Origin of the sequence: Streptomyces sp. NPDC002773, from assembly GCF_040295605.1 — a bacterium.
Taxonomy (GTDB): Bacteria; Actinomycetota; Actinomycetes; order Streptomycetales; family Streptomycetaceae; genus Streptomyces.
On sequence record NZ_JBEOVO010000054.1, the window covers coordinates 1 to 12,983 of the forward strand.

A 12,983-nucleotide genomic window follows, 5' to 3' on the forward strand; every position below is an offset into this window, starting at 1 on the left:
CCCAACCACCCTCCCCCCCCCCCCCCCACTATAATTTTTCTTTTAAAACTTGCGCCCTCCAGGGCGGGGTCGCGCCGGCTATTATCACCTATTCTGGGGGGGGGCCCCCCCCCCCCCCACCACCCTTCCCCGCACTAGAACTGACGGAAGGGCACGACATGCTCCCGCTGGACCAGGTCCGGGCGCTCCTGCTGGAGCACGACGACCCTCACCGCCTGGGACGCCCCGCGGATTTCGACCTGGACACTTCGCGGGAATGTTTCGCCCGGCTGGTGAGCGCCCTGAAGGAACACTTCGAGCCGTCCTGCTCAAGGAGCCTGGCTCAGGACGCCAGTTTCTACGGTCTCATCGATGTCCTGGCGGACGCGACGGGTCTTGGCCGGCCCGTGCGTGTCGTGATGAGCAACTTCGGCAGCTACTTCGTCACTGCTGAGGTGGTGGTCGGTGAGGGGGTGCCCAGCAGCGAAGCGGGCTTGACCGAGGAGTTCGTGACGTGGCTCGACGGCGTCTGTACAGCGGCGGGTGCACCTTCGTTCCGGCCGAGCTCCTCCGTGAGCCGTACAGCGGACCGTCGTTCCTGGAGGCGCACCGAGACGAGGAACTGGTCGCGGTGCTCGTGACTGCGGGCGAGGTGACCGAAGACGAGGACGATGAGGAGGAGACGGGAAAGGCGTACTGGTGCGACCGGTACTTCGAGTACATGTGAGACATCTGCGGCTCCGCCAGTCACCGGCGACACTGCCTGTGGCAAGGTTCGCGCTCGCTTCGTCTACGCCCTGACGGACAGAGAACGGCCCCACGTACAGCATCGTGGAGAGCACCCTGACGACGAGCCCGGTCCTCGCGCCGCTGGCGGGCCGCGATCGAGCGGGCCTGGGCCTGCTGGTCCGGCGCGGCCTTCGGCCCCGCCCGGCTCGGCGCAGGGGCCCGACCCCGCGAACCGCCCCACTTTCTCTCCTATCAGCCCATGGCCACACCCGTCTCCGTGCAAGCTCCACCTGCAAGATCACGATCTACAGCTGGAGTACTAGCCTCGTCTCTGATTCGGTTCTCGAAAAACGGCGTCCCAAGCGGTGCCGCTTCTGGCGTCACAGCTGCCACAACCGCTTCAGGCCGACGAAGCTGCCTGAGCCGACTCACCCTCGCGTGGGGCAGGTGTCGCGCCCCCTACCCCAGGAAACTCAACCGCACCTGGCGGTGAGCGTTGTCCTTGTTCGTGTCCACCAGACAGACCGACTGCCATGCCCCCAGGGCCAGTTCGCCGTTGATCACGGGGAGTGTCGCGTGGGGTGGGACGATGGCCGGCAGCACGTGGTCGCGGCCGTGGCCTCGGCTTCCATGGCGGTGCTGCCAGCGTTCGTCGGCGGGGAGTAGGTGGTGCAGGGCTGCCAGCAGGTCGTCGTCGCTCCCCGCTCCTGTTTCGATGAGCGCGACACCCATGGTCGCGTGGGGCGCGAAGACGTTCAGGAGTCCGTCACGGCCCTCCGCCACCTCGGCCAGAAAGGACGCGCACTCCCCCGTCAGGTCGTAGACCGTCTCGGAGACTCCGGTGGTGACGTCCAGCGTGCGGGTGGTGAATCCGTGGCTCATGCCTTCATGATGACCGACGCCGAAGCACCCTTCCACGTCACGGGGAGCCAGTAGGCGGACATGTCGACACGCCCATGCAGGCGGAATCGGCTGGTCTTCCACCAGACAATGCGAGAGCGGGCGGAGAATGCCCTGTGGCGCCTGGCAGAGGGCTGAGCGATGACTCTGGTTCCTCGATATTGATCAGAAACCCATATGGCGTCCGAGCAGCACCGGCACGGCCGCTGCTGCTCGGACGACCAATGGACGCTCGACCACCAGTGCAGCAGGCGCTCTTCGACACGGTCGTCCGGCCCCGGCTGCCGAGGGATCGCCGGGACAGCAGCCGCCTGGGTCTCGCAATGCTGTACGGGCTGTGCAGGTCTGGAGGAAACCTGCCCTCATCAGTGAGTACAGCCGCATCGGCACCGCACTGGAGCAGGCCCGACATCGTCGGCTTCCACGACGACGGCGTCTGGGTATCGCTCCAGGACGACGCAGGCACCTTCGCCGGCCCCCTGCGGTCCTCGACGACTTCGGGACCGGCCAGGGATGGAGTACGGCCGGGGAACACCCCCGGTTCCTGGTCCCCACCACCATCGGCGCAGCGGTGGACATCGTCGGGTTCGGCCGGCAGGGCGTCGTCGTGGCACGCGGCCGCGGGGACGGCACGTTCGAGCCCTTCAAGCTGGTCCTGAACGACTTCGGGCTCGCCCAGGGGTGGACGAGCGGGAAGCACCTTCGCTTTCTCACCGACGTCACCGGCGGCGGACGCGTCGACATCATCGGCTTCGGCAGCCCAGGGCGTGTATGTGGACCGCAGCCTCTTCCGCCGCTTCAGGACCCGGTAACCCTCGCGAAGACCCCCCGACAGGCGCATCGGAGGACGGGCTCGTGCCGTCTCACGGAGCAGCGAGGATCACTCCTCGTCGGGCAGGGCCTTCGCGAGCGCCTCTTCGCGGTCCGGCGGGCGGAGCAGGGTGGCCCGTTCAGTGCGCGCCTGGGGTCGCACGCCCGTCCGCGCTGTAGACGCGTACGCCGTCGACGTACGTCTCGACCGTGCGGACGGCGTGGAGGTCGGTGGGGGCGATGGCGAACGGGTCGCGGTCCAGGACCGCGAGGTCGGCGAGACGGCCGAGCGCGATCACACCGGCGTCGTCCTGGTGGTTGACCCATGCCGAGCCGGCCGTGTAGGCGGCGAGGGCGTCACTGAGAGCCAGGCGCTGTTCGGGCAGGAACGGGGGGCGCAGATCCGGTTCGCCCAGCTCCTCCGCCCACACCTGGCGGTTGACGGCGACGTGGATGCCGTGCCAGGGGTCGGGGCTGGAGACGAACCAGTCGCTGCCCGCCGCGAGGACGGCGCCGGCCGCGTGCAGGGCTGCGAAGGGGTACTGGCGCCGCCCCCGTTCCTCGCCGAGGAAGGGCAGCGTCAGCTCGTCCATCGCCGGTTCGTGCGCGGCCCACAGCGGCTGCATGTTCGCGGCGGCGCGCAGGGTGCGGAATCGCGGGATGTCGTCGGGGTGCACCACTTGGAGGTGGGCCAGGTGGTGGCGCAGGCCGGTGTGGCCGTGCGCGGCCACGGCCGCTTCGAGCGAGTTCAGCGCCTCGCGGACGGCCCGGTCGCCCAGGGCGTGGAAGTGGATCTGGAAGCCGTGGCCGTCGAGGGCGATGACGGCGTCGCGGAGCACGGCCGGGTCGACCATGGAGATCCCGGCGTTGTCGCCCGGGCAGCCGCAGGAGTCCAGGTAGGGCTCCAGCATGGCGGCGGAGAAGTTCTCCACCACCCCGTCCTGCATTATTTTGACGCTGCCGGCGGTGAAGCGCCGGCCTCCGGCCGCCTTCTCGCGGCGGGCGAGCAGCGAGTCGATCTGGTCGAGGTCCTGGTCGCGTTCCCACCAGAGCGCTCCGCGTACCCGTGCGGTCAACGAGCCGTCGGCGTCGCAGGCGAGGTAGGTGTCGAGGGGGTCGGGGAAGCCCGCGTAGGTGCCGACGAGGGCGTCCTGCCAGCCGGTGATCCCGAGTGAGTGCAGCAGTTCCTGGGCGGCGAGGAGCCCGGCTCGGGCTTCGGCCGCCGAGGCGGGGGGTACGAGGGCGCCGACGAGGGTCATGGCGCCCTCGTGGAGGACGCCGGTGGGTTCGCCCGTGGCGTCGCGTTCGATGCGGCCGTCCGCGGGGTCGGGTGTGTGCCGGTCGACCCCGGCCAGGGTGAGGGCGCGGGAGTTCACCCACGCCGAGTGTCCGTCGCGGACGGGGAAGTAGGCGGGCCGGTCGGGAAGGATGTCGTCGAGCTGGTCGCGGTGCGGCAGACCCCCCGGAAAGGCGTCGAAGGACCAGCCGCTGCCCTGGAGCCAGGCGGCCCCAGGGTGGGCGGCGGCGTGGGCGGCGATCGTGGCTCGGTAGTCGCGTGCGGTGCGGCCTGCGCTCAGGTCGCATCCGAGCATGCCGATCCCGGCGATCACCGGGTGGATGTGGGCGTCGGTGAACCCGGGCTGTACGAACCGGCCGCCGAGGTCGGTCACGTCGGTGCGCGGGCCGATGTGCTCGCGGACCTCTCGATCGGTGCCGAGGGCGGTGATCCGGCCGCCGGTGACGGCCAGTGCCGATATCCGGTGGCGTACGGGGGATGCCGTCCAGATGGTGCCGTTGAGGAGGACGAGGTCTGCGTGGCGCATGTGCGGGCTCCGGTGGGTGGGGTGGGGAGGCTTGGAGGGGGGCTGCGGCAGGCGTTGTCGGCGTCCGCGTCCGGGCTGCGGTCAGCCCCCGGCGGCGGCTGGGGCGGGCGCGAGAGGGGTCGGCGGCTGTGTGAAGTAGGCGGCCTTGCGCCGGTAGCGGGTCCACAGGGCGGCGGGTATGCCGAGGGCGATGACGGTGAGCGGCAGGACGGTGAGGAAGCGTCCGTTCTCGGCGTCGAAGGCCAGGTGGTCCACCGAGTTCCACTGCTGGTGGGCCACGAGGCCGCCGAGCAGCAGCAGTGCGACGCCGCCGAGCAGCGGCAGCAGGCCCACGACGAGCATGTCCCGTATCCGGCCCCTCAGTTCGCGGCGGAAGGTGACCACGCAGGCGATGCCGCCGACCCCGTACATCAGCGAGACCAGGATGCCGACGGAGTTGACGACGGCGACGACCACTTCGGACAGCGACCCGGCGGCCAGCCCCGCGAGCGACACCCCGACGGCGAGGGCCGCGATGCGCACGGTGGAGGTGACAGGCGTGCCCCAGGCGGGATGCAGTCGGGTCCAGCTCGGGCCGAGGACCCCGTCGCGGCCCATGGCGAGTGTGAGCCGGGCCCCCGCGATGACGCTGGACTGCATGCAGGCCACGGTGGCGAAGAGCATCGCGGCGAGGGCGGCGGTCGCGCCTGCGGTGCCGTAGAAGGTGCGGGCCAGTTCGGTGACGCCGGACAGCGGGTCCGCGAGCTGTTCGGGCGTGAGGGCGTGCAGGAAGCCGGTGGCCGAGAAGAGGAAGAACCCGGTGGTGACGAGGATCGCGATGATTCCGGCCCGGCCCGGCGAGCGGACCGAGGTCGACTCCTCGACGACGGAGAAGGCGCTCTCCCAGCCCCAGAACATGTACGCCGCCATCACGGTCGCTCCGAGGAGCGTGAGCGTGTCGGGGAAGGCGAACGGCGAGAACCACGAGGCGGAGACGGGGGCCGCGTCGCCCCGGACGAAGGCGGTGGCCACGAGGACGGTGACCACGACTGCGGAGACGCCGAGCAGCACGCTCTGCACCGCGGTGGCGCCCCGTACCCCCCGCAGCGCGCTCACGACGATCAGGCCGCTCCACACCAGGCCGGTGGCGGTGACCGTGAGGGCGTCGTCCGGGGAGAGCGCCGTGACGCCTGCCTCCGCGAGCAGTCCGACGGTGAACTGCCCGGTGAGCTGGCCCGCGTACGACAGGAACAGGATGTTGGTGGCGACCGAGGTCCATCCGGTGAGGTAGCCGGTCCAGGGGCCGAGCGCCCGGCGCACCCAGACGTACGCCGTGCCGCAGTTGGGATCGCGGGCGGCGAGCCGGGCGTAGCCCCCGGAGACGGCCAGGATCGGCAGGGCCGCGAGCAGGAAGGCGGCGGGCATCGCGGTGCCGGCGAGCGCGGCGAGGAACGCGAGGCCGATGCCGACGCTGACGGTGGGGCTGATGTTGGCCAGCGCGATGACCACTCCGTGCCGGGTGGTGAGGGTCTTGCGGAACGTGGCGACGGGCGGCGACGCCTCGCCGGAGGCGGGGCTTCCGTGGTCCATGAGCAGCACTCCTCGGTTCGGGGTGCCCCGCAGACAACCGCTCACCGCACTATTTTGTCAACGGTGTGGGTAAAAAGATTTCACGCCGCACGACAGGGCTTGCGGAGGCACTGCCCGGCCTGGTCTGATCACCCCATGGCAGTACGAGGCAGAGGCCGTCCCCCCAAGGTCGAGCTGGACCTGCGGATCATCGTGGACGCCGCGCTCGCGCTGACCGACGACGAGGGCGCGGAGGCGCTCAGCGTGCGGCGGCTCGCCGCCAGACTGGGCGTCGACCCTTCCGCGCTGTACCGGCACGTCAGGGGCAAGGACGAACTCCATCTGATCCTGGCCGACCGCCTGTTCGAGGAGGTGCTGACAGGGTTCGAACCCTGTCAGAGCTGGCGCGACACGCTGCGCGACCTCGCGCTGCGCACACGTGACACGGCGCTGCGCCACCCCGGCGCGGCGGTCGTGGCCACCTACCGCACCACCCGGCGCCCTGCCGAGATGCGGATCGTGGAGCACATCCTGGCCGCCTTCGGCCGGGCCGGCTGCTCCCCCGCGCTGGCCGCCGTACTGCACCGGGTCTACGGGGACTTCTCCCTGGCCTGGGCCGGGATGGACGCGGCGTTCGAGACACTCGACGGGGCGGCCCGTACGGGCGACGAGCAGGCATGGACCCGCGACTACTCCGCGGCCGACCCGGTCGCCTTTCCCGCGATCGCCCGGAGTGTGACCCACATGGCGCGGCTGGACGGGACCACGGTGTTCCTCGCCGCGCTGGAGACCCTCCTGGACGGGCTCGCGGCGCGGATCGCGGCGGAGGCCGCGAGCCGGCGCCCGGACACACCCGAGGAACCGGCGGATCGGACGCCGGCCACGCAGCCGCCCCCGTAGCCGAGACCGGCCCGGGACGTCCCGGTGGACGCGGTGGTTGCGCTACGCGCCATGCTGGGCACATACGGCCGCACATACGGCCCCAATCATGGACGGGTGAAGAGCGAGCTGGAGCCGGTGAAGGGCTTCATCGACACGATGCTGCGCGAGGACCTGGACGCGCCGACGAAGCAGAAGCCCACGATTCCGCAGATCATGGAGCGTCTGGCCGCGGAGCATGACTTCGAGCTGGCCCGCCAGACCTCGGTCTGGGAGTACGTGTCCAAGCGGCTGCCGCAGATCCGGGCGGAGGCCCTGGAGGGGGGCAGGAAAAGCAGCGGGTGGTGCGGGGTGAAGTCGAAGTTGCCGAGACGGGCAGCGGGCTCTTCGTCGAAGAACTGCGGTTCGGTCCACAGGCCGACGGTGACCACCAGCCAGGTGTGCGGGCGGTCCGGATCGTTGCACAGCCACAGGTCGAACGTGCCGACCAGGAGGTTCTCCTCCCACTTCCAGACCTTCGCCCGCGGATCGAGAGCGTCGGCCCCGTCCCGGCGCAGCGGCATCAGGGCCCGCTCGAACGGAGCGATCAGATCGTCGTAGGCCGTCCGCATGGCCACGCTGCCGGCGTGGTCGACCGTGTACTCCCGGTCTGGGGTGATCTCCCACTTCAGGCCGTCGGGAAGCTGGGTGGCCAGGTACTGGCGCAGCGGGCCGATGGCCTGCGGGAGGCCGTCCGTGTCGCGTCGGGTGTGCTCGGTCGCGGGCAGGCGGACCCACCAGGCGTAGTACGGCGTTCCCTCCGGGTAGGTGTCGGTGTCGGTGTCGGTGTCGGTGTCGACGCAGTGTTCGTACACGCAGCCCAGCGAGGCGGCCAGCTCTGTCATCGTCTCCTGGGTGCGCTCGTCCAGGTCAGGATCGGCGCCCGCGAGCTGCGATGGGTCTTGGACCTCGAGGCGCCACACCACCCACTCGAAGTCGGGGAAGTCCGTCACGCGCACGCGCTCCTCGGCTCAAGGGTGTGACCCCTGCTGTACCCGGCCAACGTCTCGCTCCCCTGCTTCGTCCTGCTCCGACAGTCCAGTACGTCAAGGCCCACCAGGCGGGCGGGAACGTATCGCGGCACCCGCCCCCGGAAGAGCGACGCACAGGGCAGGCTGGCCCCGGCGTATCGGCTCAGCGCGCGTCAGGGTCGTACCCGAGGCTCTGAAGGAGACGGCGGCGTTGGTGTGGCTACTCGATGGGGCGGTCGGGGTCGGGGAGCTCCGGGGAAGTGGCGCTCCAGGATCTCCGCCCAGCGGTGCAGGACGACGAAGCCGGTGCGTTCTTTGAGGCATGGTGGTGGCTCGGGTAGCTGGAGGTAGTACGGCGGCACCGGTCGACAGCCGTACGTTCGGTGCTCAGCCCAGAAAGGCCGTCAGCCGGTCGTTCAGCTGCCGCGGCGCGGTGAGGGGCAGGGAGTGGTGGGTGGCTCCGGGAAGCAGGGCCACCTCGGCGTGCGGGAGCGTCCGGCGGGCCCTGTCGGCGGCCTTGCCGGCGTGGTGGGCGCGGCTGCGCTCCGCGAACACGGCGAGCACCGGCACGCGGAGGTCGGCGACCCGGGGGCGGCCGCCGACGACGAGCTTGCGGCCGGGGACCGTGGCGGCCAGCGCGTAAAGGCGCTGCCAGGTCTCGTCCGGGTGGGCGTCCGCCGTCTCCCAGGCCAGGAAGGCGCGGGCGCGGGCCTCGCTCGGGCGGATCAGGGTGGGCAGGGCGCGCAGTAGGTAGCCGGGACGGAAGCCGGCGAAGACCTGGGTGGGGTCCACGAGGACGAGGCGGTCCACCCGCGACGGTGCGCGCAGTGCGTATCTGACGGCCAGCCAGGCCCCGTACGAGTGGCCGCACAGGTGCGTGCGGGCGAGCCCGAGGCCGTTCAGCAGCGCATCCAGCCAGGCTGTCAGGTCGTCGGCGCTCTTCAGTGGTGTGCCCCGGCGCTCGGTGCGGCCCGCGTCGCCCAGCAGGTCCACCGCGTGGACCTGGTACCGCTTGCCGAGCGCCGGTGCGTTGGCGAACCAGACGAGGCCGGTGGCCGAGCCGCCGGGCAGCAGCACGAGCGGGCTGCCGTCCGCCGGGCCGTACACGTGGACCCGGGTGGGTCCGTACGGGGTGGCGACGTCACGCTCCTCGGTGGTCTCGGGCCAGCGGGCACGGAGCTCGTCGTAGACACGGTCGAAGTCGGACAGGGACACGGCGATTCCTCTCGCTGGGCAATAATCTCGCTGAGCGAGATGTTAGCTGTGGACCGAGGAGTGCGCATGGAAGAACAGGGCGAAGAGCAGAGCCGGGCGATGGGGCTGGTGCACCTGCTGCGCGCGGTCACCGTGGAGTTCGACATGCTCGGCGCCGAGTTCGCCGCGCGCCACGGACTGCATCCCACCGACGTGCGCGCGCTGATCCACCTGCTGGACGCGGAACGCGCCGGTACACGGGCCACGCCCGGATGGCTCGGCGGGCAACTGCGGCTGAACTCCGCCGGGACCACCTCCCTGGTGGACCGGCTGGAGCGGCTCGGATTGGTCTCGCGCAGCAAGGACGCGGCGGACCGGCGACGCGTGCTGCTGAAGGTGGAGGAGAAGGCCATGGGCCTCGGACAGTCCTTCTTCGGGCCGGTGATCGGCGAAGTACTGGCGGCCGCGGAGGGGTTCGAGGCGGGCGAGCTGGAGACGGTGCGCCGCTTCCTGAGCGCGGTGCTGGAGTCCGCCGGTCGGGCGCGGCGGCCGGTCTGACGGGACTCGACGGGGCCGGTCAGCCGATGCCCTGGAACCCAGGCCCGCAATCACGCCCTCGAGGTCGGCATTCGGTGAGCGGTCCGGGCGCTCCCGGCGCCGTTGTGGCCGTAGACGACTTCGCCTCGGTGTCGCCAGGAGGAATAGGACTGCAGCTCTTCGCTCCGTACAGGAGGGTGTCGTCCGCCTGGACCAGCTCGTTCAGGGCGTCGACGAAGGGCTGTGCGGCGGTGTCGGCGGGCGGTGCGGCGGCGGCCTTCATCGCGGAGCTCCCTTCGGGTGGAGGCAGAGAGCCTGCCATCCCAATCAACCGGCGACCAGGGATTTCCTCCGCCGCCGCGGCCCGCCGGCTCCACGGCTCGAAGCACACCTCTTCCCCTCGGCTATCGCGTGGGAAAGAGGTGTCTGCGCACCGAACCGGCTTGCCCACAAGGGGTGACCTGCAGAAATGGGCGGTCCGATTTGGGGGGTCCATATCTCCGGTCACACCTGCGGTCCCCCGCTGGAAGCAACCGTCCAGACAACGGTTCAGCCCTCGCTCGGCGCAACCCTCTCCGGGACGAGCGCGGCCTCCAGGCGCTCCAGTGTGCCTCGCAGCGATAGTTGTCACTTCACAGAGGTAGTTGTCACCTGTCCCGTCGCAGCGTAAGTGGCGGATTCTCAGCGCTTCGCAGCCTGACCTCGCGGATTCTCACTTGTTCCTGAGCGGGACCAAACGGCAAGGTCTCCGCCGGGCACCGAGATGAAACGCCATCCTCGTGGTTCTGTGACCTGCCAGGCTTCGAACGATGCGTCGGCCGAACAGGTCAGACGCATGCCGCTGTCGAACACCATCCGCAGGACGCCGGACTTGAACACAACCGCGGACAGGACCTTCGCCCCGAACAGAGGAAGAGCCGCAGCCACGTCCTGGGACTCAGGCGTCAGAGGCAGGCCAGGACTGGTGTGGAGCGGCCCTGTCGAGAGCCGAGCTGGTGCTTCCAGCACGACTTCCCACCCTGCGTCCAGGACGAGGGTCAGCCGAAAGTCGATGCTGATCCTGACGACACTCAAGCCTCGGAGGTTCAGGATCCAGCGATCCTCGTGCTCGACCGGTTCCACTTCAGTGCTCATCACCACACCATGGTCCACTCCGTCGCAGGCACCAAGGGATTCTGCTCCTCCTCGGCATCACCCTCTGCCGAGCCGTCGATGGTCACTGCCTCTGGATGTTCCGCAGAAGCCGGCTTCGCTGAGAACGCGAGGAGAGGCGCTCGCGACCATCCTGGCAAACCGGCAGCTCAGAGCAAGATCAACGGACAACTGCAGTGCGACGGGACATCACCGAGTGGCTCTTCGGAAGCCGCCACGCATGGTGATGATCTCCTCGGCGGTCGCGTCCTTGCTCTTGTCACGCCGGTGGGCCAGGAGCGCGACCTGGAGTGGGAAGGACGTTCCGGGTCTGGTTCGAAGGGCGTATCCCACCTTTCGGTGAATGTAGGTCGCTTCGAACGCCAGGGGTTCGAGGTATCGGGCTGCCTCGTGCTCGTCCGGAACGCTGAGGAAGCGGTCCGCCATCTGTGGTCCATGTGGAGGGCGAGCTGGTGGCGCTTGCCGAGCAGGATCTCCAGCGCGGTGCCCGGCGCGGCGGCGCCCAGTTCGTAGGTGATGCCGCGGGTGACGGTGGTGATCAGGTCATGGATGTGGCCCATCGTTTCCCCGCCGGAGAGTTCCACGCGCGCGTGAAGTCGATGTCGTCGGGCCGGGTGAGGGAGAGCAGCGCGTCGGCGCGCTCGAAGGGGACGAGGCGCCCGACGGGTTCGGAGTGGGTCTGGCGAAGGAAGGCGAGGGCGTGCCACATGTCCCCCGGGTCACTGGGCATGGGCCCGGCGTTGTTCTGCTTGGTTCGTCTCATGGCTCCGGTGTACGGCCAGCGAGGAGGCGTCGGGCGATTCCGGGCCTCCGCGTCCCAGGCGGTGACACTGCGACTTCGGGAGCCGTCCCTCCACGTGGTCGGAACTCTGGACACGCCCTCCATGCCGAGGGCTTGCCGTGACGGTCGGCAGGCCGGGCGTGACCGATCCGCGTCGAACCACCGAAACCGTGACGCCCCCTGCCCGGGCCCCCGGACCTGTACGGGGCCGGTCAGACGCCGACAGGCCACACCTCGGCAAGACGTTCCTCCAGCTCGCGAACGAACCCCCGGAGCCTTGGCCGTACCCCCGTACATGTCTCCGGCCCTCAGGCGCCCGTCTCAACGTCGTAGTACACGTGCGCCTGGCCGTGGCTGCGCCCGGACCGGGACCGGATCCCCAGTTCCGCGAAGAAGCCGTTGACGGAGACGACCTTGATGTCGGATCGGCCCGCAGCGACCTCGCGCACGATGGCGGCGAACTCTGCTTCCGGGCTCCGCTCCCGCTCCGGCGCCCCGTCGGTGGCGATCGGGCGCCCGCCACTGTGCCTGGCGAGCAGAGCAAACGCGCCGATGGCGAGGGCCCCCAGGGCGAGCTTCTTGGCGACGTTCGTGGCGCGCCGCGGGGCGGTCGGGGTGTCCTCTCCGTCCTCGGGGGTGTGAGGCTGACCGGTCATGGTGGGGGCCGCCTTCCGGCGCTGGAGAGCCGTCAGGCCAGCGGCCGCCGGTGCCGGAGCGGGGGCACATGTGAAAGATCCTCAGGACGGCCGAAGGATCATCCGGTCGGCGGGCCGACCGTGACCGGTCCGTCTCCCGCGATCGGTCAACCAGCACGTCAGCGCCGTGACCGACCCATGCAACTCCCGGCCGAGGCGGTGACCGGTCATCGGTCACCCGTCATCGGTCAGCCGGCCCTGGCCGGGGTGGGCAAGCCGGTGTCCGGGCGGCTTGCCCAGGCTCCCCTTGGGCTTGCCCAGCACCGGTCAGCGGCCGACCGCTTCGGGATAGCGGGCCCGGCGCCGGTGCGGGTCGTCGGCGCCGATCTCGTACCAGGGCTCGCCGCGCTGGAGTCGGGGCAGAGTGTTCACCCACACCGCGATGGTGATTCCCTGCACGGCGGCGGTGAGCGCCTGGAGGCGGTTGTCGAGGAGGTGCTCCGCCTTGACCGCCAGGACGACGTGCAGCCGCGGAAAGGTCTCGGACCGGGTGTAGCGGTGGCGCTGCCAGAACGGGTACGTCCCGCCAATCGTGCCGCGGGCTCCCTTCCAGACGCGGTGCCCGGCGTAGCGCTCGTAGTCCCAGACCTCGGCTGCGAGGCGGGCCTGGGACATGGTGCCGTTGTCGAGTTCGAAGAGGCGGACCTCGCTGGTCTTGGTCGGCACGGCGAGGACGGCGTCGGTGTTGAAGGACAGGCCAGTCTCCTTGATGGCGTGGTTGACCTCCACCTGCCAGTCGGTCAGGTACTCCCGGCGCCCACGCAGGAGCCTAGCGGCAGGAGGAGGGCGGCGATCAGGAGTCGGAATGTGACCGAAACGGACATGTGGAGCCGCAGTGCCGCGGATCACCGTGCCGAAGCCGCAACTGAGGACTTCGACGCTCCGGAGAAAAGGCCCCGGGAGCCGTGCAACCATCCGCACGCTCATGAGTCATGTAGGGCGAGCA

General features: G+C 70.2%; 13 protein-coding genes and 1 pseudogene. 4 read left to right on the plus strand and 10 right to left on the minus strand.

Going from position 1 to position 12,983, the window contains the following annotated elements; genetic code table 11:
• Positions 1-493: 493 nt before the first annotated feature.
• Positions 494-706: a hypothetical protein gene (locus ABT034_RS33830; protein WP_351220933.1), complete on the plus strand. Its 213-nt coding sequence runs from the start codon at positions 494-496 to the stop codon at positions 704-706.
• A gap of 461 nt (positions 707-1,167) precedes the next feature.
• Here ABT034_RS33830 and ABT034_RS33835 read toward each other — a convergent pair whose 3' ends face one another.
• Positions 1,168-1,590 (minus strand): YjbQ family protein, encoded by a 423-nt coding sequence (locus ABT034_RS33835; protein WP_351220934.1) that lies wholly within the window; start codon positions 1,588-1,590, stop codon positions 1,168-1,170.
• Between the two features lie 419 nt (positions 1,591-2,009).
• Here ABT034_RS33835 and ABT034_RS33840 point away from each other — a divergent pair.
• Positions 2,010-2,374 (plus strand): annotated as a pseudogene (locus tag ABT034_RS33840) (hypothetical protein); the annotation flags it as partial.
• 184 nt (positions 2,375-2,558) lie between these two features.
• Here the strand turns inward: ABT034_RS33840 and ABT034_RS33845 are convergent.
• Both ABT034_RS33845 and ABT034_RS33850 read right to left on the minus strand, forming a co-directional pair.
• Positions 2,559-4,241 carry an amidohydrolase gene (locus ABT034_RS33845; protein WP_351220935.1) on the minus strand — a complete coding sequence of 561 codons (1,683 nt, stop codon included), beginning with the start codon at positions 4,239-4,241 and terminating at the stop codon, positions 2,559-2,561.
• A gap of 81 nt (positions 4,242-4,322) precedes the next feature.
• A complete protein-coding gene (locus ABT034_RS33850) occupies positions 4,323-5,810 on the minus strand; it encodes an APC family permease (protein ID WP_351220936.1) in 1,488 nt (495 codons plus the stop codon).
• Positions 5,811-5,945: 135 nt separating this feature from the next.
• Between ABT034_RS33850 and ABT034_RS33855 the strand changes: the two genes are divergently transcribed.
• Positions 5,946-6,689 carry a TetR family transcriptional regulator gene (locus ABT034_RS33855; RefSeq protein ID WP_351220937.1) on the plus strand — a complete coding sequence of 248 codons (744 nt, stop codon included), beginning with the start codon at positions 5,946-5,948 and terminating at the stop codon, positions 6,687-6,689.
• Between the two features lie 86 nt (positions 6,690-6,775).
• Here ABT034_RS33855 and ABT034_RS33860 read toward each other — a convergent pair whose 3' ends face one another.
• Together ABT034_RS33860 and ABT034_RS33865 are read right to left on the minus strand one after the other, a co-directional pair.
• Complete coding sequence (locus tag ABT034_RS33860) at positions 6,776-7,660, minus strand: hypothetical protein (RefSeq protein WP_351220938.1); 885 nt, start codon at positions 7,658-7,660, stop codon at positions 6,776-6,778.
• A 405-nt stretch (positions 7,661-8,065) separates the two neighbouring features.
• Complete coding sequence (locus ABT034_RS33865) at positions 8,066-8,893, minus strand: alpha/beta fold hydrolase (RefSeq protein ID WP_351220939.1); 828 nt, start codon at positions 8,891-8,893, stop codon at positions 8,066-8,068.
• A 66-nt stretch (positions 8,894-8,959) separates the two neighbouring features.
• On the opposite strand from ABT034_RS33865, the gene ABT034_RS33870 reads away from it, so the two are divergent.
• Complete coding sequence (locus ABT034_RS33870) at positions 8,960-9,430, plus strand: MarR family winged helix-turn-helix transcriptional regulator (RefSeq protein WP_351220940.1); 471 nt, start codon at positions 8,960-8,962, stop codon at positions 9,428-9,430.
• A 660-nt stretch (positions 9,431-10,090) separates the two neighbouring features.
• On the opposite strand, the gene ABT034_RS33875 is transcribed toward ABT034_RS33870, so the two are convergent.
• From ABT034_RS33875 to ABT034_RS33895, 5 genes are all read right to left on the minus strand, one after another.
• A complete protein-coding gene (locus ABT034_RS33875; protein WP_351220941.1) occupies positions 10,091-10,543 on the minus strand; it encodes a DUF6188 family protein in 453 nt (150 codons plus the stop codon).
• Between the two features lie 207 nt (positions 10,544-10,750).
• Positions 10,751-10,987 (minus strand): hypothetical protein, encoded by a 237-nt coding sequence (locus tag ABT034_RS33880; protein ID WP_351220942.1) that lies wholly within the window; start codon positions 10,985-10,987, stop codon positions 10,751-10,753.
• Between the two features lie 112 nt (positions 10,988-11,099).
• Positions 11,100-11,324 carry a hypothetical protein gene (locus ABT034_RS33885; RefSeq protein WP_351220943.1) on the minus strand — a complete coding sequence of 75 codons (225 nt, stop codon included), beginning with the start codon at positions 11,322-11,324 and terminating at the stop codon, positions 11,100-11,102.
• 326 nt (positions 11,325-11,650) lie between these two features.
• The gene (locus ABT034_RS33890) at positions 11,651-11,998 is read right to left on the minus strand and encodes a hypothetical protein (RefSeq protein WP_351220944.1); all 348 of its coding nucleotides are present in this window, start codon (positions 11,996-11,998) and stop codon (positions 11,651-11,653) included.
• 306 nt (positions 11,999-12,304) lie between these two features.
• Complete coding sequence (locus ABT034_RS33895; protein ID WP_351220945.1) at positions 12,305-12,964, minus strand: replication-relaxation family protein; 660 nt, start codon at positions 12,962-12,964, stop codon at positions 12,305-12,307.
• Positions 12,965-12,983: the final 19 nt, after the last annotated feature.

Excerpts from the sequence above, each read along its gene's own strand:
- ABT034_RS33885 (WP_351220943.1), bottom strand. The coding sequence starts at position 11,324 with ATGAGACGAACCAAGCAGAACAACGCCGGGCCCATGCCCAGTGACCCG.
- ABT034_RS33890 (WP_351220944.1), bottom strand. The coding sequence starts at position 11,998 with ATGACCGGTCAGCCTCACACCCCCGAGGACGGAGAGGACACCCCGACC.
- ABT034_RS33835 (WP_351220934.1), bottom strand. The coding sequence starts at position 1,590 with ATGAGCCACGGATTCACCACCCGCACGCTGGACGTCACCACCGGAGTC.
- ABT034_RS33855 (WP_351220937.1), top strand. The coding sequence starts at position 5,946 with ATGGCAGTACGAGGCAGAGGCCGTCCCCCCAAGGTCGAGCTGGACCTG.
- ABT034_RS33880 (WP_351220942.1), bottom strand. The coding sequence starts at position 10,987 with ATGGCGGACCGCTTCCTCAGCGTTCCGGACGAGCACGAGGCAGCCCGA.
- ABT034_RS33845 (WP_351220935.1), bottom strand. The coding sequence starts at position 4,241 with ATGCGCCACGCAGACCTCGTCCTCCTCAACGGCACCATCTGGACGGCA.
- ABT034_RS33850 (WP_351220936.1), bottom strand. The coding sequence starts at position 5,810 with ATGGACCACGGAAGCCCCGCCTCCGGCGAGGCGTCGCCGCCCGTCGCC.
- ABT034_RS33870 (WP_351220940.1), top strand. The coding sequence starts at position 8,960 with ATGGAAGAACAGGGCGAAGAGCAGAGCCGGGCGATGGGGCTGGTGCAC.
- ABT034_RS33875 (WP_351220941.1), bottom strand. The coding sequence starts at position 10,543 with ATGAGCACTGAAGTGGAACCGGTCGAGCACGAGGATCGCTGGATCCTG.
- ABT034_RS33895 (WP_351220945.1), bottom strand. The coding sequence starts at position 12,964 with ATGAGCGTGCGGATGGTTGCACGGCTCCCGGGGCCTTTTCTCCGGAGC.